Consider the following 17,645-nt stretch of genomic DNA (forward strand, 5'->3'; position numbering starts at 1 on the left):
GGGGTGAAAGCGACTGCGCTCGCGGGAGAGGGGCCGCGATGGCACCGCGGCCGAAGACACTTGTTCGACGGCCGGAGTGGGTGAGGTATGGTCCCCCCGAACGCCGGCTCACCGGCCCCCGGCGACGGACAGCCCCCGCTCCGCGAACGGGCCGCGAGCGCGCTCACCCGCCGACGCATCCTCCTCGCCGGCGGCGGCCTGATCGGCGCAGGCGCGCTCGGACGGCTCCGCACTGCGACGCCCGACGCGCTCCGGGTCGCCGAGGGCGTCTGGCCCTTCGCCGACCGCGACTCGGCGCGGACGAGCGCGGCCCCGGCCGCGACGCCGCCCACCGATCCCGAGGTGGCGTGGCGACGAGAGCCGGTACCCGTCGTCGACTCCCTGATCGCGGGTCCGGAGCGGCTCTACGCCGGCAGCGGAGAACGGGAGGGCGAGCCGCCGCGAGTGGCCGCGCTCGACCGCGTCGACGGCGACGTTCTGTGGACCGTCACTGCGCCGGGGGCACGACTCGCCTACGCCGACGGCTCGGTGTTCGCGACGGGAGCGACGATCGACGGACCGGACTCCGGCGCCGACGACGGGCCCCGCGACGCCGTCGCGCGCCTCGACGCCACCACCGGCGAGACCGGCTGGCGGCGGCCCCTCCGCAACGCCGGCGAGCGCCTCCTCGTCACCCGCCGGACGGTCTACGTCGGCTCCCACGACGGGCTCGCCGCGTTCGGCAGGGACGACGGACGATCGCTCTTCCGCGCGCGGCTCCTCGGGGGGCCGACGACCCCCCTGCTCGCGGACGGCTCCCTCGTCGTCGCCGGCGGGAGCGTCGGCCGGTACGCCGGGCGCCGGTGGAGCGACGTGGTGCTGAAGCGGCTCTCGGAGCCGGTCTGGTCGCGGCAGCCGATCGGCTACACGCTGGACCCGACGGTCGTCCGCGGGGCGACCGGACGCGGCGTCGCGACCGGCTCCTTCGGCCTGTTCGACGGGGAGGGAACGGCGCTCCGGACGCACGCCCTCGCGGACGGCACGCGAGAGTGGCACGCGGTCGAGGTGGAGCGACTCCCGGATCCGACGGTCGTCAAGGAGCTCGCGAGCGCCGGCGACCGACTGTATCACGGCGTCCGAACCGGAACCGACGCCGACCGCGCTCGTCGGGTCGTATGTCGGGACGCGTCCACCGGGGCGGTGCGCTGGCGCCGATCGCTCCCGAACTGGCTCCGGGAAGTCGTCGTCGCGGGCGACCTTGTGCTCGCGGGCACGCGACTCGACGCCGTCGCGGCCGGATCGCCCAGCGGGCCGGACGGATCGGACAGCGACGGGAGCGGCTCGGAGCCGTCGCCGGGGCGGGTCACCGCGCTCTCGACTGGCGGCGAGGTCCGCTGGCGGCACCGGATCGGGGGCGCGGTCTCCCAGGTCGTTCCGGTCAGCGACCGGGTGTTCGTCGGAACCGACGACCTCGACTACGGCGGCCGAAGCGGCGCCGCGGGTCGGGTCGTCGCGCTCGAATAGGGCCTCGGCCCCGGTCTTCCTCACAGATCGGTCATCGCGTCCCTTTTGAGCGCGCCGACCGAATCGCGAGGTATGAGCGCCCGCAACGACGTCCCGCCGGACACCGTCGGCGTCGACCTCCTCGACCACGGCGTCGAGGTAGAGTACACCGACGGCCGCACGACGCTGTACCGGGGCGTCCCAGAGCCCGTCACCGACACCCTCACCACGCCCCCGAAGAAGGAGACGCACGTCCTCGTCACCGACCCGACCGAGACCGAAGGCGTGATGCTCTACGTGAACGACCTCAAGACCCACGACGACGTCCTCGACTCGACCGGCGTCGGCCGGGTCATCCTCGACGAGGGCGAAGAAGAGGAGATCTTCCCGGGGGTCACCGTCCGCCGCCTCGGCGGGATGCGAAACGAGATCGAGGCCGATCCCGCGGTCGCCCGCGGTCGCGTGTTCGTGTTCGTCGAGGACGACTGGAGCGAGTCCTCCTACGAGTTCGTCGCGGAGGACGCAGTAGACGATACCGACGCCGACGCGAACGAGGCCTGACGATGGCGCTCAGAAAGGCCTGGAACTCGCTGGACAGGAGCACGGTCGGGAGCGCCCCCGACGCCTACGGGCTCGTCGAGTTCGGCGACGCGGAAGGAAACGTCGTCCGGGCGGAGGCGGGCTTTCTCCCGGATCTGCTCCGCGAGGAACTGGCCTACGGCGACGCCGAACAGGTGCGCTGGGAGCGCGCGCAGTCGAAGGACCACGCCGAGCGGTTGCTGGACGAGCGGTAGCGGGAGAGGGAAAGACGGCGAACGGGGCGCGGCTCAGTGGTCGTGGCCGTCCCCGTCTTCGTCTTCGTGGCCCTCGGGGTGGGTCGGCGTCCCCGAGAGATTCTCGCCGTCGAAGCGCTTCGCGCGGAGGTACCGCGCCCGGTAGCGGTTCGCGCCCTCGTAGATGTCGGCCTCGCGGATCTCGTCGACGCGGCCGTCCGCGACGGCGTCGATGATCGCTTCGACCTGCTCTTTCTCCGAGGGAGTGAGTTCGAACTCGTACGTTCTGGACTCTTCCTCTTCGAGTTTCGTCCACTTGCGCGCGGCGGCGACGACGAGGGAACACGGCTCCCGGCAGGGGACCGCGCCCGCGCCCCCGTCGGCCGCCAGCTCGTCGCCCGCCTCGTACTGCCACTGGCGGCGCTTCAGACACTGGGAGTCGACACAGCAGGCCTCGGCGATCCACTCGACGCCCTCCCGGGGGAGCTCCTCGATGACGTCGTAGATGCCGGTCTGGCGCTCGGCGGTCTCGCGCCAGTGGGTGACGTCGAGTTCGCCCTCGCGTTCGAGGTTCCAGTTGGGGATCGACGCGGGATAGAGGATGTCGAGCGTCTCCACGGCGTCGCGGCCGTCCAGTTCGGGGAAGACCCACCCCGACACGAGCGAGGGCGCGCTCTTGAGCGGGCGGTAACGACCTCGGTCGTCGTAGGTGGCGATCTCCCGCGCGTCGAGGGGGTCCTCGTGGACGTCGAGTTCGTCGCGGTCGCGCCCCAGGTCGTCGGCGTGGCGGATCTCGTAGGCGCGGTGGCCGTCCTCGCCGAGCGTCGCGGTGACGACGACCTCGCCCCACTCGGTCTCCATTCCGTCGCGGAGCGCGTCGTACCGCTCGGGGACGGGATGTTCGTGGGCGGCCTCCGCGCGGCGGAGGAACGCGCGCCGGTGGCGGCCGCGGTCGCCGACCGCGACCGCCCAGTAGTGCCAGTTCGTCACGTACGGTGCGACGCCTTCGGAGCGAGCGAGCTCGCGGAACTCCGACTCCGAGAGGCCGTCGTGGCGGACTTCGTCGTCGCCGTTCGCGTCTTCGATCGCGAGCGCGTAGCCGTCGTCCGTCGCCTCGGCCTGGAGTCCGTCGAGGGCGACCGCGCCGTCGCTCTCGATCGCATCGAGGAGCGCGTCGAGCTGTTCGTCCCGCACGTCAGTCACCCGCCGCCTGCGTCTCGGTGTCTGTCTCGGCCTCGGCCTCGCGGGTCGCCTCGCGCACGGTCGCGATGGCCTCCTCGATGTCGGCGCCGGCGTCGGCGGCGCGTTCGAGGATCACGTCGGCCATCAGGCCCTCGGTCCCGACCGCGCCGGCGTACCAGATCCGGTGGCCGTCGACCTCCGCGGGCACGTCGTAGCCCGTCCGGTAGTCGTCTGTGAGCCCCATATCCTCGGGGATGTCCTCCTGGGTGTGGAAGCCGTCGGCGATGAAAAGCGGCACGACGACGACGTCCTCGCTCTCGAAGTACTCCGTCACGTCGTCGACCTCCGGCTCCTCGTCCATGTAGAGCGCCTGCACCTCGTCGAAGCGGTCCATCTCGCGGACGCGCTCGGCGTGGTACTCGATCGCCTTCGCGGAGTTCTCGTTGCGCTCGGTGCCGTGGCCGACGACCGCGAGGCCGAACCCCTCGCCGACGTCGGGGTCGCCGGTCACCGTCTCGGCGCGGCGGACCAGGACGTCCGTCATCGCCTCGTGGGTCCCGACCGGGCCGCAGTAGTGGACGGTCTGGCCGGTGTCCGCGGCGGTCAGCGTGGCGGTGTCGGCGCTGAGGCCGTCGGAGTCCCACTCGGAGACGTCCCAGCCCGACAGCCGGAGCTCCCGCGGGATCACCTGCTCGGTGAAGTACCCCTCGCTGATGAAAAGCGGGACGACGTACACCTCGTCGGACTCCACGGTCCGGAGGACCTCCCTGAGAGAGGGTTCCTCCTTCCAGAAGCCCGTCTTCACCTCGTCGAACGCGCCCGTCTCGCGGATGGTGTCCGCGTGGTGGTGTGTCGGCGCCGACGAGTCGGGGTTGAGGTGCGACCCGTGCGCGACGATGACCAGCGCTTGCATAGGGAGAACTGAGAGCGGAACGCCCTTAGTGACTTCGGGTTCCGCGAACGAATGTTTCGATTTCCGAAGGCGGACCTCGCGCTCGCGAAAAGGATCCCCGAGACTTTTGGCCCCGACCGCCGAGCAACGGGATATGTCACTGGCCGCCGAGACGCGGGCCGCCGTGCGCGCCCGCCCGTGGCTCCTCCGGGCGCTCCGCGCGGGCGCGGTGAACTACGCCGCCGCCGCGGAGACTCTGGACGTCGACGGCGACACGGACTCGATCGCGACCGCGCTCCGACGGTTCGCAGAGGACCTCGATCCGCTGGACGCGGGGAGCCGCGAGGCCACGATCCGGATGCGGAGCGGCGTCGGCCTCGCGGGCGTCGACGTGCTCACCGGCGAGAGCGCCGCCGACTCGGGCGCCGAAACCGACGACGCCGACGTCCTGCTCGCGGTCGGCGAGGAGGCGATCGTCACGACCGACGGGAGCCTGACGGCGATCCTCGCCGAGGGCGACGTCGACGCCGCGGCGCTTTCGGCCGTCGTCGACCGGCTCCGGGCGGAGAACGTCGTCGTCGACGCCGCGGGGCTCGCGGGCGGGACGCTCGTGGTGGTCGTCCCGCGGAGCGACGGCGCGAACGCGCTCCGGCACGTCGAGTCCGCGCTGGAGTCGGTGCCGGCGTAGCGCGGTCGCACCCCCAGCGGAGCGGGCCGTACTCCCGGCAGAACCACACCTCCGGCGGAGCGGGCCGCAGGCCTCACCCGTCGAGATCGACGTCGAGATCCAGCTTTTCGACCGACTCGCGGACGACCCCGGCCGACTCGTCGAGGGCCTGTCGCTCGTCTTCGGAGAGATCGAACTCCAGGACCTCGCGGACGCCGCCGCGGTTGACGACGCACGGGAGGCTCACGTACACGCCGTCGAGGCCGTGCTGGCCGTCGACGAGCGTCGAGACGGTGAGGATGGCGTCGTCGTCGCCGAGGATCCGCTCTACGGTCGCCGTCACCGAGCGCGCGACGCCGTAGTTGGTCCGGCCCTTGCGCTCGATGATCTCGTAGGCCGCGTTCCGGACCTCCGTCTCGACGCGGGCTCTGAGGTCGGCCACGTCGTCGACGCCGCGGAGGTCGCAGTACGTCTCCAGCGGGACGCCGCCGAGGTTCGCCGAACTCCAGACCAGCACCTCGCTGTCGCCGTGCTCGCCGATCACATAGGCGTGGACGTTCCCCGGCGCGATGTCGAACTCGCGGCTCAGCGCGTGGCGGAACCGCGCGGTGTCGAGGACGGTCCCCGACCCGATCACGCGATCGGCCGGGAGGTCCGAGACCGCCCAGGCCACCTGCGAGAGCACGTCGACGGGATTCGTCACCACGAGGACGACGGCGTCGTCGTCCATCTCGGCGGTCACTTTCGGGATCAGGTCCGCGAAGATCTCCGCGTTGCGCTCCAACAGCTCCAGTCGCGACTCGCCGGCCTCCTGGCTCGCGCCCGCGGTGACGACCACGACGTCGGCGTCCCAGCAGTCCTCGTAGTCGCCGGTCCGGACCCGTACGGGGGAGGTGAAGAACGCGCCGTGGTCGAGGTCCATCGCCTCGCCCTCGGCGCGCTCCTCGTCGACGTCGACGAGGACGATCTCGCCGACGAGGCCGCTGTCCATCAGCGCGAAGGCCGTGCTTGATCCGACCGCGCCCGCCCCGCCGACGACGGCGACCGTTCCGGTTCCACGGCTCCCTGGCATAGAAAGATATTATTTCCGTGTCGAGTAATCTTTTGTGGCGTCAGCGCAGCGCGGGTCCACAGAGCGAGCGCCCATAGGGTGCCGCGTCGCGCGTTCCGACGGCTTGAAAAACGCGTCTGCAGTAAGAACCGCTAATGACGCTGTCCGTGACCAACACCCTGACGGGCGAGCGCGAGGAGTTCGAGCCGCGGAACGACGACGAGGTCCTGCTGTACGTCTGCGGGCTGACGGTCTCGGACGACGCGCACCTGGGCCACGCCCGGCTGTGGGCGCACGCGGACGTGATGCACCGCTGGCTGGAACACGAGGGCTACGACGTCCGGCACGTCGAGAACTTCACCGACGTCAACGAGAAGATCGTCGCGCGGATCGGCGAGGAGTACGGGGAGAGCGAGCCCGAGGTCGCAGAGCACTTCACCTCCCACGTCATCCGCGACATGCGCGGGCTGAACCTCAAGCGGGCGGAGGTCTATCCCCGCGTCTCCGAGCACGTCCCCGAGATCATCGACCTCGTGGAGACGCTCGTCGAGAAGGGCTACGCCTACGAGTCGAACGGCTCGGTCTACTTCGACGTGACCGCCTTCGAGGAGTACGGCAAGCTCTCGAATCAGCGGCTCGACGAGATCGAGACCCAGGGCCCCGAGGACGAGCGCTCCGAGAAGCACCACCCCGCGGACTTCGCCCTCTGGAAGGCCGGCGCCGTCGACCCCGACGACGTCGCCGAGCACCGCGATCCCGACCTCGACCCGATCGAGGAGGCCCGCGGCGAGACCTGGGAGTCGCCGTGGGGCGAGGGGCGGCCCGGCTGGCACATCGAGTGCTCGGCGATGTCGATGACGCATCTGGACGACACCATCGACATCCACGTCGGCGGCCGCGACCTGGTCTTCCCGCACCACGAGAACGAGGTCGCCCAGAGCGAGGCCGCGACGGGCCAGCAGTTCGCGCGCTACTGGCTCCACGTCGGCCTGCTCCAGACCGCCGGCGACAAGATGTCCTCCAGCTTGGGGAACTTCCTCACCGTCGACGACGCCCTCGACCGGTACGGCGTCGACGTCGTCCGGACGTTCTACTGCTCGACCGGCTACCGCGGCGAACAGACCTTCGGCGAGGCCGAGATGAACGAGGCCGAAGAGCGCTGGGAGCGGCTCGAACGCGCCTACGAGACCGCCGTCGCGGCCGCCGACAGCACCGACGCCTACGCGAAAGTCGAAGACGAGTCGTTCCGCGACGCCGTGGCGTCGACCCGCGAGGACTTCCGCGCGGCGATGAACGACGACTTCAACGTCCGCGAGGCGATGGCCGCGCTGCTCGAACTCGCGACGGCGGTGAACCGCCACGTCGACGAGCGCGAGGCGTACGACTTCTGGGCGCTCCGGGAGGCGACGGAGGCCTTCGAGGACCTCGGCGGCGACGTGTTCGGGCTCTCGCTCGGCGAGTCGGGCGACGGCGAGGGCACCGTCACGCTCGCCGAGGAGCTGGTCGAGCTCGTTCTCGACGTCCGCGAGGCCGAGCGCGAGGCCGGAAACTACGAGCGCGCGGACGAACTCCGCGACGAACTCACCGCGCTCGGCGTCGAGGTCCAGGACAGCGACGACGGACCGACGTACCGCTTCGAGTAGCCCCGGAGTCGCCGCCGCGGCCTACGCCATCGTGAACAGGTGTGAGTCGTCCGGGATCTCGAACAGCCCCAGCCGGACGCCGGCGTCGAGCCAGCCGTAGCCGTAGGAGAAGGCCGCCAGCGCGTTCACCGGATCGTCGTTCTCGCGGAAGTGTCGCCCGTCTTCGAGATACGACAGCGCCATCTCCCGCACCTCTCCGGCGGCCTCGCCGAGCGGCGTCGACTCGGGGACGGCGACCTCGGCCGCCGCGAGCGCGTCGGCGAACATCTCCTCGTAGCGGTCCGTCTTCTCGTCCAAGTCCGCGGGCATACCGGTAGGCTCCGACGCCCGAGTACGTATGCCTCACGACGGCGACCCGGCTCCGGTTCGAACGCTCGCAAACAGAACGAACGTTTATGATGGTGTTGGTGCTTGTTGTGGACGGTTTGGTTGATCTACTCGGTGGTGCCGTCGTCGTCTCGGCGTTCGCGGCGGGCGCCGGCACGCTCGGCCTGATGTGGTATCTGCGGCAGTACCGCGAGGCGGTCAGCGCCACGTGGTTCATCGCCACGCTGGGCGTGCAGGCCCTCATCGCCTTCGCCTACGGGCTCGGCCTCCTCGTGTTCGACCCGGCGCTCCGCGCGCACGCCGAGGCCGTCGTGTGGGTCGGGCTGGCGTGGCTCGGACCGCTGTTCCTGGGGTTCGCCCTGAGCTACACGGGCCGCCGGGACCTGTTCCGCTCGCGGCGCTTCCGGACCCTGTTCGCCGTCCCGACCGTCGGCAGCCTCCTGGCGCTCACCCATCCGCTGCACGGACTGCTGTGGCAGGAGTTCCGGATTACGCCGCTGTTCGGGCTCGCGACGGTGCGCTACGAGATCCAGCCGCTCGGGTTCGCCGTCGCGGCGATCGCGCTCGCCGCCGCCGCCGTGGCCGTGTTGCTGTTGGTCGAGACGATCGTCGCGTACGGGCCGCTGTACCGCCGCGAGGCGATCGCCGTCGCGGTGAGCACGCTCCCGCCCGCCGCGGCGTTCGTCGTGTGGCTCGCCGGCGTCGGTCCCTGGCCCGAACTCAACCTCGGCGTGGCGATGCTGGTCCCGCACGTGCTCTTCGACGCGTACGCCTTCGTCGGCACCCACATGTTCGAGACGAACCCGACGACCCAGCGGGCCGCCGCCCGGAGCGCGCTCGACGACCTCGACAATCCGCTGTTCGTCGTCGACGCGGACGGGCGGGTGGTAAAGCGCAACGACCGCGCCGAGTCGCTGTTCGACGCCGAGATGGCGCCCCGACAGCCGATCGCGCTCGACCGCCTCGTCGGGGTCGACCTCGCGACGCTCCTGGAGGCGGGCGAGATCGAGGTCGACCGGGAGGGCGGCCGGGTGTTCTCCGTCTCCTACACCCCGCTGACCGACTCGGCCGACACCGAGGTCGGGGGGCTCGTGGTCCTGTACGACATCTCGACCGAACGGCGACAGAATCAGCAGCTCGACGTCCTCAACCGCATCCTGCGGCACAACCTCCGCAACGAACTGACGGTCATCCTGGGGCGGGCCCAGCTCATCGAGTCGGCCGCGACGGACTCCGATCTCGGGTCCCAGGCCGGCACGATCCGGAAGGCCGGCGAACGGCTGCGGTCCATCTCCGAGAAGGCGCGCGACTTTTCCCGCGTCGCCGACCGGGAACCGCGGTGGGTCGAGACGGACCTCGCGTCGCTCGTCGCGTCCGTGGTCCACGAGGCCCGGGAGGCCCACCCGGAGGCCGAAGTCGACGTCGAGGTCGACGTCGGGGCCGAGGAGTCGCCGTCCAGCGTCCGCGTCGATCCCGACCTGCTGTCGCTCGCCCTCTCGAATCTCGTGGACAACGCGATCGTCCACGCCGTCGACGAGCCGACGGTGAGGATCCGCGTCTCCGACCAGGCCGGGAGCGGGAATGAGCGCGAGATCGAAAGCGGCCCTGAGGGAGGAACCGACCCCGAACGCGGCGGAATCCGCATCGCGGTCAGCGACGACAATCCGGAGATCGACGCGTCCGAACTCGCCCCGATTCGGAGTGGCGACGAGACCGACCTCCAACACGGCAGCGGCATCGGCCTCTGGATCGTGAAGTGGTGCGTCACCGCGCTCCAGGGCGAACTGCGGTTCGAGTACGACGGCGGCAACGTCGTCGTGATCGAACTCCCGCCGGTAGAATCGGCGGACGGATCCCGGTAGCGATACTGGGAGATGGCGCTGTGAGACAGTATTGCACACATCAGACAATTAGTGTGGCGAGCCTCGCGCACGACAGCGGAACCTAAAAGGGTCCTTCTCCCGAACGGACGGATATGACAGCAGACGCCGACGACGTCGTCGAACACCGACCGCTGATCGTGGCCGGGTCCGGCATCGCCGGTCTCTCGGCGGCGATCTACGCCGGGCGCTCGAACAACGACCCCCTCGTCTTCGAGGGCGACGAGCCGGGCGGCCAGCTCACGCTCACGACCGAGGTCGACAACTATCCGGGCTTCCCGGAGGGCATCTCGGGGCCGGAGCTCGTCCAGAACATGAAAGAGCAGGCCCAGCGCTTCGGCGCCGAGATCAAGAACGGCATCATCGCGAACGTCGAGGCCGACGAGCGGCCGTTCACCGTCGAACTCGAAAACGGTGACGTCTACACGGCCGATGCGGTCATCGCCGCCTCGGGCGCCTCCGCGCGGACGCTCGGCGTCCCCGGCGAGGACGAACTGATGGGCTACGGCCTCTCGACGTGTGCGACCTGCGACGGCGCGTTCTTCCGCGACGAGAAGATCCTCGTCGTCGGCGGCGGCGACGCCGCGATGGAAGAGGCGAACTTCCTCACCAAGTTCGCCTCGACCGTCTATCTCGTCCACCGCCGCGAGGAGTTCCGCGCCGAGGACTACTGGATCGAGCGCGTCGAAGAGAAGGTCGACGAGGGCGAGATCGAGATCATGCGGAACACCGAGCTGACCGAGATCCACGGGAGCCGCGAGGAGGGCGTCGACCACGTCACCCTCGTCGAGCACCCCGAGGGCCACCCCAAGGAGAAGCTCGACGACCCCGAGACCGAGGAGTTCGACTTCGACGTCGGGGCGGTGTTCTACGCCATCGGCCACACGCCGAACACGGGCTACCTCGAAGGCACGGGCGTCGAACTCGACGACGACGGCTACCTCAAGGCGAAGGGCGGCGAGGGCGGCGGCCAGACCGCCACCGACGTCCCCGGCATCTTCGGCGCGGGCGACGTCGTCGACTACCACTACCAGCAGGCCGCCACGGCCGGCGGGATGGGCGTCAAGGCCGCCCTCGACGCTGACGACTACCTCGAAGAGCTGGAACGAGGGGCGAAGGCGGAGGCGGGCGGCGAGGTCGCGGCCGCCGAGAGCGACGACTGATTCACCTTTTCGGGCCTTCCCGGCCGCGCTCCGTGCGGTTCGTGACACGGGCCGGTCGACCGTCACGCTGAATGGCCGTCCCCCGCTGTGGCCGCTATGCGACTTGTACACGCGGCGCTGTGGGTCTCTGACCTCGATCGCTCCCTGGCGTTCTACGAGGCGCTCGGGATGGAGGCGGGCTTGTCCTACGCGAGGGACGGCGTCGAGAACGTCTACGTCGGCGACGGCGAGGAGTCGCTCCAACTCAAGCACGACCCCGACCGCGAGCGCGAGATCGCGCCGGACCGCACCGCCGTCGATCACGTCTCCTTCGCCGTCGAGGACCTCGATGCGACCGTCGACGCGGCGGTCGAAGCCGGCGGGTCGATCGTGACCGCGCCGACCCACGTCGCGGAGGCCGATTCCGCGTTCGCGTTCGTCGCGGACCCGGACGGTCACACCCTCGAATTCATCGAGGGCCTGTGAGCGTACAGCCCCGATTTGGATTATCAACAGAGAAAACGAGTGGCGAACAGAGCGTGTCATTCTGTACCGCGACGGCCAGTAGATAGTTAACTGAGCCCTGACAGCCGGAGATACGATGACTCAGATCACGGAATCCGGCGAACACGACGGCGCCAGATACGAAATCGAAACTGATAGCGAGGATAACGTACTCTACCTTCGGTTCAGCGGCTCCCTCACCGCCGACGAGATGCAGGTCGCCGCCGAGGAGACGGTCGCCGCGGCCGAACGGCTCGACGACGGCTTCGGCATCATCAACGACATCTCGACGTTCACGCCGCCGTCGCCCGACGCGGCAGAGCCGATCAAGGAGGCCCAGGTCGAGCTCAAGCGGATGGGCGTCGGCGACGTCGTCCGGGTGGTCGCAGACGAGACGAGCGCCGTCACGGAGAACGCGTTCCAGCGGCGCTCGCGGCAGGCCGGCTACACCGGCAAGACCGCGAGCTCGCGCGCCGAGGCCGAACGGAAGCTCGACGTCTGATCGCCGGAGACGGCAGCGGACGCCGGAGAACGGAACCCCTTAGCCGCGGGACGTGTTTGTCTCCGATGTGTCTCGCTCCCGCCGTTTCGGATCGACGCTGGCCCGCACGCTGGCCGACGCGGGCGTCATCCAGGAGCCGCACTTCCACGCGACCGTCGACCTGGCGTGGCCGCGGGTCGTCACCGGCTTCGCGATTATGTCCAAGCGGACGGTCGACCTCGCGCTCGTCGGCCTGGTGCTCGGGCCGACGGCCGTCGCCGGGCTGACGCTCGCCAACGCCTTCTGGATGGTCGCGAAGTTCCTCGCGATCGGCCTCGCGGGCGGGACCGTCTCGCTCGTCTCCCAGAACTACGGCGGCGGCGACGAGGCCCGCGCGACCGCCGTCGTCCGGATGAGCGTCCTCCTCTCGGTGCTCGTCGGGATTCCGGTGGTGGCGTTCTTCGGGCTCGCCGCAGAGCCGCTCGTCGCGCTGCTCGGCGGCGACGCGGCCAGTATCGGCTACGGCGCGACCTACCTCGCGGTCGTCGCCCCCGGGCTGTTCTTCGAGTACCTGAACCTGATCGCCAGCCGGACCTACGCGGGCGTCGGCGACACCGTCACCCCGATGGCGATCCGGGCCGGCGGCGCCGTCGCCAACATCGCGCTGTCGGCGACGTTCGTCCTCGGACTGGATATGGGCGTCGCGGGCGCGGCGCTCGGCACCGCGCTGGCGACGGCGCTCGTGACGGTCGTCTTCGCGTGGGGGATGACCGGCCGCTCGTACGTCCGCGGGCGCGGCGCCAGCCCCGTTCCGCTCACGCTCTCGCGGCCGCTCTTCGACCGCGACCTCCTCAAGCAGATCGCCGAGGTCTCGACGCCGCTCGTGGCCCGGCGGGCCGCCCAGGGGCTCGTCGTCTTTCCCCTCCTGGCGATCGCGGCGACGTTCGGGCCCGTCGCGGTCGCGGCCATCGGCGTCGGCCGCCAGGTGCGGTCGCTCCTCGGGAGCTTCACCTGGGGCTTTTCGATCGCGGCCTCGACGCTCGTCGGCCAGGAGTTGGGCGCGGGCGAGGAGGGCGAAGCCGAGGCGTACGGCTGGGGGATCATCCGCCTCTCGCTTCTGGTCTACGTCGTCGCCGCCGCCGCGGTCGTCGTCTTCGCGGACCCGATCGCCGGCATCTTCGTCGACGAGCCCGCCCATCGGGCGCTGTCGGCGCTGTTCGTCCGCGTCGCGGCCGTCAGCGTGATCGCGCTCGGCATCGACGGCTCGGTCACGGGCGCGCTCCGCGGCGCGGGCGACACCCGCGTGCCGTTCGTCTCGGCGCTCGCCGGCCTGTACCTGGTCGCGCTGCCCGCGGCGTGGCTCGGCACGGTCGTCCCGGCGCTCGGCATCGGCGGCCTGCTCGTCGCGCTCCTGGCCGAAAAGGCGGTCCCGATGGCGGTGAACCTCTGGCGGTTCCGCACGAACCGCTGGAAGGTCGTCAGCCGGGGGTACCGGCCGGATCCGAGCGACTGATCGGGTATCGGTATCGGTATCGGAGCGCGGTGCGGCCGCGGGCGGGCTCCTTCGTCGATCGCGAACTCGACGGCGAGCCCGCGGCCGGCACTTCAATATGTTATCTATAAAATCTGGGATTTGACAATGGCTTACGATGAGACTGGTAGTGTATGCGTACGGGAACAAAGAGCCTGAAACGGTTCGTAGATGAACTCGATTCCGTGGTGTTCGGTGTCGGGTTCTCGGTATCGCTCGTTGCTATACTCGTCTTCTTCCTGAATCCGGACGCCTCCGCGGCTCGGATGGGGCAGATAAACGAGTACCTCTGGACGGAGTTTATGTGGGTGTACGTCGGGACGATGTTCCTGATGGTGACGTTCAGCCTCTGGCTGATGTTCGGTCGCTGGGGCGACATCAAACTCGGCAGGCCCGACGACGACCCGGAGTTCAGTCTGCTGTCGTTCTTCTCGATGATGTTCTCGGCGGGCATCGCCGCCGGCATCGTCTTCTGGGGACCGGCGGAGGCACTGGCTCACTACGAGAGCGTGCCGCCGCTGATCGGCGCCGAGCCCGGGACCTCGGCGGCGGCGGTCGGGGCGATCCAGTACACGCTCTTCCACTGGGGCATCTCCTACTGGGTGCCGTACCTGATCGTCGCGCTGCCGATCGCCTACTACGCGTTCCGCAAGGACGCGCCGATGCGCGTCTCGACGCTCATCGCGCCGTTCGTCGGCGTCGACAACCTCGACGGCTTCTGGGCGAAGACGATCGACGTGCTCGCGGTGTTCGCCACCATCGGCGGCATCGCGACGACGCTGGGGTTCGTCGGCCGACAGTTCCTCACCGGCCTGGAGTACACCGCGGGCGTCTCCCTCGGCGACGCGGGGACGGTGCTCGTGATCACCGGCCTGACCGTCGCCTTCACCGCCTCGGTGGCCCTCGGCGTGAAGAAGGGCATCGCGCGCATCTCGCTGTTCAATATGGCCGTCTTCGCCGGCCTGGCCGTCGTGACGTTCCTCCTGGGGCCGACGAACTACATTATGAACACGGGGCTCCAGGCCGTCGGGGGCTACTTCGGGGAGTTCCTCACGATGAGCCTCTACACCAACGCCACGGGGACCGGCGAGTGGGTCGGTAACTGGACGGTCTTCTACTGGGCGTGGGTGTTCTCGTGGGCGCCCTTCGGCGGCCTGTTCGTCGCCCGCATCTCGAAGGGCCGGACCATCCGACAGGTCGTCGCGACGGCGCTGATCGGCGCGACGGCCTCGACGATCCCGTGGTTCCTCACGATGGGTGGCAGCGCCATCTTCTTCGAGCGGAACGACATCGCGCCGATGCTGGAGATGGTCGACCAGTACGGCGTCTCCGTCTCGGGGTTCCCGCTGTTCGGGGCGCTCCCGTTCGGCGAGGGCCTGGCGGCGGTGTTCATGCTCCTGGTCGTGACGTTCTTCGTGACGTCGGCGGACTCCTCGACGCTGGCGCTCGGGATGCTCACCACCGGCGGCAAACAGCACCCCTCGACGATCAACCGGATCATCTGGGGTGGGCTGATGGGCGGCCTCGCGTCGCTGCTCATCGTCGGCGGCGGCATCGACGCCCTCCGCTCGTCCGCCATCATCACCGGCTTCCCCTTCGCGCTCATCTCGGTCGTCGCCATCGGAGGGATGGCCTGGGAGTTCCAGACCGTCTCGCCGCTGCTCTCGTCGGATCCGGACTCGGCGACCGGGGAGTCGAACGATCCCGCGCGGGTGTCGGCGACGACCACCGACGACGACTGATGTCGGGCTGATCGGTCGTCAGATATCGCGCGGTCGGTACGTGACGACTTACGACCGGGACGGTACGTTCGGTCAGGGCGCCTGCGGTGGGCTCGCGTCCGCGTTCCTCCCGCCCGATTCCCACAGACCCTTATGTGGAGCCGCCCCAGGTAGGCTATGGTCGACACCGAGACCTACACCATCGAAGCACCGAACGGCGACACTGAGGAGATCGAACTGCCGGCGGGGCTCGCCGACGTCTTCACAGAGCAGGGCGAGTCGACGACGGCCGTCGTCGGAGACCTCCTCGTGCAGTCGTTCGCCCAGCAGGCCCACGCCGTGGTCCACCACAGCCAGGGCGAGACGCCCGCCGACCTGGAGGCGCTCAACGGGAAGATGGAAGAGCTCTTCGAGAAGCGCTTCGGCGTCTCGCTCGACGAGGCGATGGGCCACAGTCACTGAGTACCGTCTTCTCTGCGGTCAGACGAACAACAGTGGAATCATCGCGAGCACGCCCGCGGCGACGCCCGCGGACAGTTCGCGCCGACCGCCGCCCGGCAGTCCGGCGCCGGCTTCGAGCGCCTCCGGAATGAACTCCGTGAGCACGAGGTAGATCATCGCGCCCGCGGCGAAGCCGAAGCCCGCCGGCAGGAACTCCCGGGCGACGCGGACGAAGTAGAACGCGAGCACCGCGCCGATGGGCTGCGGCAGGCTGGAGAACACGGACCACCAGACGAGCTTCCAGTCGGCGACGCCCATCGAGCGGAGCGGAATCGAGATGGCGAGGCCCTCGGGAACGTTGTGGATCGAGATGGCGATCGTCATGAAGATCGCAAGCAGCGGGACGACGAAGCCGAAGAGATGAGTCCCGCCCGCCAGCCCCAGGTCGGCGAAGGAGACGCCGACGGCGACGCCCTCGGGGAACGAGTGGACCGTCAGGACGCCGAGGATGAGCACCAGCTTCTTGAAGTCGGCCTCCTCATACTGCCGCGGGTCGACCTCCGCGGCCTCGATGACGTCGTGGGCGACGTAGACCAGCGCGACGCCGGCGAGGAGACCGGCCCCCAGGAGGAACAGCACGCGGTCGGGAATCGGGTCGACGGCGAGGCCCGACAGCGACACGCTGACGTACGCGCCCAGGGCCTCCAGCACGAGGCCGAACACCGACGCCGAGACCATAATCCCCGAGGCGATCCCCCACAGGGCGACGTTCCAGCGGTCGCTCACCTCCGAGACGAAGAAGAAGGGGACCGCGCCCAGACCCGTGGCGAGGGCCGTGACGAAGCCCGCGACGAAGACGAACGCGAACGCGCCCAACTCGACCATACCGAAAGTACGCCGCCGACAGGCATAAATATTTCATATTTCTGATCTTTTTTGGCCCGCCTAAAACGCTCGCCGGTTTCGACGCGCCGAAACCGCACGCGCTATCGTATCGAAATCAGAACACTTTCGTCGGTCCGCCCCGAGCGCTCCCACGATGGACGACGCTCAGCGACGCGTCGCCGACTTCCTCGCGGCGGCGGACCTCCACGCGCACCCGGCGTACCGACTGCTCGATCTGACCGCCGAGGTCGGCGAACTGGCCGCCGACGCGACAGCTTCGAGCGACTACGGCGCCGATCCCGAGTCGCTGTCGGTGAACCGCGACGAACTCGGGGACGCGCTCTTCGCCCTGCTGGCGCTCGCGGACGAACTCGACGTCGACGCCGAGGCCGCCCTGGACGAGTCGCTGGCGAAGTACGAGGCGCGGATCGACGAGACGGGAGCGCCCGGCTCCGGATCGGGAGACGAGTCCGGCTCGGAGTCGGATCCCGGCGCGTGACCGTCCCGGCGGGGACCGCCCCGCGATCGGCCGCGGGTCGAAGCGCTCTTGCGAGTCGATCTCGACGTCAGCGTATGCACGACCGCGCAGTCGCCTTCCGCGAGCGGGTCCGCGACCGCCACGGGCTCGACGTCGAGGTCGAGACCTTCCCCGAGGGGACGAAGACCGCCGAAGACGCCGCTGCCGCAGTCGGGTGCGACGTCGGCCAGATCGCCAGTAGCCTGGTGTTCGACGCCGACGGCGACCTCGTCGTCGTGGTGACGAGCGGCGCCAACCGCGTTGACGAATCGAGGCTCGCTTCCAGGCTCGGCGCGTCGGCGGCGTCGATGGCCGACCCCGAGACGATCCGGGAGGTCGTCGGCTGGTCGATCGGCGGCGTCCCGCCGCTGTGTCACGACGCGGACCTCCCCGTCTACCTCGACGAGTCCCTCCTCGCCTACGACACGGTCTGGGCGGCCGCGGGCGCGCCGACGGCCGTCTTCCCGATCGCGCCGTCCGATCTGGAGGCGCTCGCCGGGGCGACGGTCGTCGAGGTCTGACGCCC

The 17,645-nt window shown here is 69.8% G+C and carries 19 protein-coding genes; 14 read left to right on the forward strand and 5 right to left on the reverse strand.

Going from position 1 to position 17,645, the window contains the following annotated elements; all coding sequences use genetic code 11:
- The first annotated feature begins 87 nt into the window (after window positions 1-87).
- From OS889_RS08695 to OS889_RS08705, 3 genes are all read left to right on the forward strand, one after another.
- Window positions 88-1,503, forward strand: a complete 1,416-nt coding sequence (locus OS889_RS08695) for an outer membrane protein assembly factor BamB family protein (protein WP_372389094.1) — start codon at window positions 88-90, stop codon at window positions 1,501-1,503.
- Between the two features lie 72 nt (window positions 1,504-1,575).
- On the forward strand, window positions 1,576-2,043 hold the full coding sequence (locus OS889_RS08700) for a DUF5796 family protein (RefSeq protein WP_372389095.1): 468 nt from the start codon (window positions 1,576-1,578) through the stop codon (window positions 2,041-2,043).
- Window positions 2,044-2,045: 2 nt separating this feature from the next.
- A complete protein-coding gene (locus OS889_RS08705; protein WP_372389097.1) occupies window positions 2,046-2,276 on the forward strand; it encodes a DUF7508 domain-containing protein in 231 nt (76 codons plus the stop codon).
- 33 nt (window positions 2,277-2,309) lie between these two features.
- Here the strand turns inward: OS889_RS08705 and OS889_RS08710 are convergent, their stop codons facing one another.
- Together OS889_RS08710 and OS889_RS08715 are read right to left on the reverse strand one after the other, a co-directional pair.
- Window positions 2,310-3,458 carry a DR2241 family protein gene (locus OS889_RS08710; protein ID WP_372389099.1) on the reverse strand — a complete coding sequence of 383 codons (1,149 nt, stop codon included), beginning with the start codon at window positions 3,456-3,458 and terminating at the stop codon, window positions 2,310-2,312.
- Window positions 3,451-4,350 carry a CbiX/SirB N-terminal domain-containing protein gene (locus tag OS889_RS08715; RefSeq protein WP_372389101.1) on the reverse strand — a complete coding sequence of 300 codons (900 nt, stop codon included), beginning with the start codon at window positions 4,348-4,350 and terminating at the stop codon, window positions 3,451-3,453. Before OS889_RS08715 ends, OS889_RS08710 begins: the two co-directional genes overlap by 8 nt.
- Window positions 4,351-4,483: 133 nt before the next feature.
- Here OS889_RS08715 and OS889_RS08720 point away from each other — a divergent pair, with 133 nt between their 5' ends.
- Window positions 4,484-5,017 (forward strand): DUF7523 family protein, encoded by a 534-nt coding sequence (locus OS889_RS08720; protein WP_372389103.1) that lies wholly within the window; start codon window positions 4,484-4,486, stop codon window positions 5,015-5,017.
- A 73-nt stretch (window positions 5,018-5,090) separates the two neighbouring features.
- On the opposite strand, the gene OS889_RS08725 is transcribed toward OS889_RS08720, so the two are convergent.
- On the reverse strand, window positions 5,091-6,068 hold the full coding sequence (locus OS889_RS08725; RefSeq protein ID WP_372389104.1) for an L-lactate dehydrogenase: 978 nt from the start codon (window positions 6,066-6,068) through the stop codon (window positions 5,091-5,093).
- A gap of 134 nt (window positions 6,069-6,202) precedes the next feature.
- Between OS889_RS08725 and cysS the strand changes: the two genes are divergently transcribed.
- Window positions 6,203-7,690: a cysteine--tRNA ligase gene (gene cysS / locus OS889_RS08730; protein WP_372389106.1), complete on the forward strand. Its 1,488-nt coding sequence runs from the start codon at window positions 6,203-6,205 to the stop codon at window positions 7,688-7,690.
- A 21-nt stretch (window positions 7,691-7,711) separates the two neighbouring features.
- Here the strand turns inward: cysS and OS889_RS08735 are convergent, their stop codons facing one another.
- On the reverse strand, window positions 7,712-7,999 hold the full coding sequence (locus OS889_RS08735; protein WP_372389108.1) for a DUF357 domain-containing protein: 288 nt from the start codon (window positions 7,997-7,999) through the stop codon (window positions 7,712-7,714).
- 116 nt (window positions 8,000-8,115) lie between these two features.
- Here OS889_RS08735 and OS889_RS08740 point away from each other — a divergent pair, with 116 nt between their 5' ends.
- From OS889_RS08740 to OS889_RS08770, 7 genes are all read left to right on the forward strand, one after another.
- Window positions 8,116-9,879 carry a histidine kinase N-terminal 7TM domain-containing protein gene (locus OS889_RS08740; RefSeq protein WP_372389110.1) on the forward strand — a complete coding sequence of 588 codons (1,764 nt, stop codon included), beginning with the start codon at window positions 8,116-8,118 and terminating at the stop codon, window positions 9,877-9,879.
- A gap of 113 nt (window positions 9,880-9,992) precedes the next feature.
- A complete protein-coding gene (locus OS889_RS08745) occupies window positions 9,993-11,060 on the forward strand; it encodes an NAD(P)/FAD-dependent oxidoreductase (protein ID WP_372389111.1) in 1,068 nt (355 codons plus the stop codon).
- Window positions 11,061-11,156: 96 nt separating this feature from the next.
- On the forward strand, window positions 11,157-11,525 hold the full coding sequence (locus tag OS889_RS08750) for a VOC family protein (protein ID WP_372389113.1): 369 nt from the start codon (window positions 11,157-11,159) through the stop codon (window positions 11,523-11,525).
- Between the two features lie 115 nt (window positions 11,526-11,640).
- Window positions 11,641-12,045, forward strand: a complete 405-nt coding sequence (locus tag OS889_RS08755; RefSeq protein ID WP_372389115.1) for a hypothetical protein — start codon at window positions 11,641-11,643, stop codon at window positions 12,043-12,045.
- 67 nt (window positions 12,046-12,112) lie between these two features.
- Entirely contained in the window at window positions 12,113-13,537 is a 1,425-nt protein-coding gene (locus OS889_RS08760; protein ID WP_372389116.1) for an MATE family efflux transporter, read from the forward strand.
- Window positions 13,538-13,689: 152 nt separating this feature from the next.
- A complete protein-coding gene (locus OS889_RS08765; RefSeq protein ID WP_372389118.1) occupies window positions 13,690-15,297 on the forward strand; it encodes a BCCT family transporter in 1,608 nt (535 codons plus the stop codon).
- Between the two features lie 156 nt (window positions 15,298-15,453).
- Entirely contained in the window at window positions 15,454-15,738 is a 285-nt protein-coding gene (locus OS889_RS08770; RefSeq protein WP_372389119.1) for a DUF7545 family protein, read from the forward strand.
- Between the two features lie 18 nt (window positions 15,739-15,756).
- Here OS889_RS08770 and OS889_RS08775 read toward each other — a convergent pair whose 3' ends face one another.
- Window positions 15,757-16,602 (reverse strand): ZIP family metal transporter, encoded by an 846-nt coding sequence (locus OS889_RS08775; RefSeq protein ID WP_372389121.1) that lies wholly within the window; start codon window positions 16,600-16,602, stop codon window positions 15,757-15,759.
- A gap of 154 nt (window positions 16,603-16,756) precedes the next feature.
- On the opposite strand from OS889_RS08775, the gene OS889_RS08780 reads away from it, so the two are divergent.
- Complete coding sequence (locus tag OS889_RS08780) at window positions 16,757-17,101, forward strand: MazG nucleotide pyrophosphohydrolase domain-containing protein (protein WP_372389123.1); 345 nt, start codon at window positions 16,757-16,759, stop codon at window positions 17,099-17,101.
- 74 nt (window positions 17,102-17,175) lie between these two features.
- Window positions 17,176-17,640, forward strand: coding sequence for a YbaK/EbsC family protein (locus tag OS889_RS08785; protein WP_372389124.1), 465 nt, complete (start codon window positions 17,176-17,178; stop codon window positions 17,638-17,640).
- Window positions 17,641-17,645: the final 5 nt, after the last annotated feature.

Origin of the sequence: Halobellus sp. MBLA0158 (assembly GCF_041477585.1) — an archaeon.
Lineage (GTDB): Archaea > Halobacteriota > Halobacteria > Halobacteriales > Haloferacaceae > Haloquadratum > Haloquadratum rubicundus.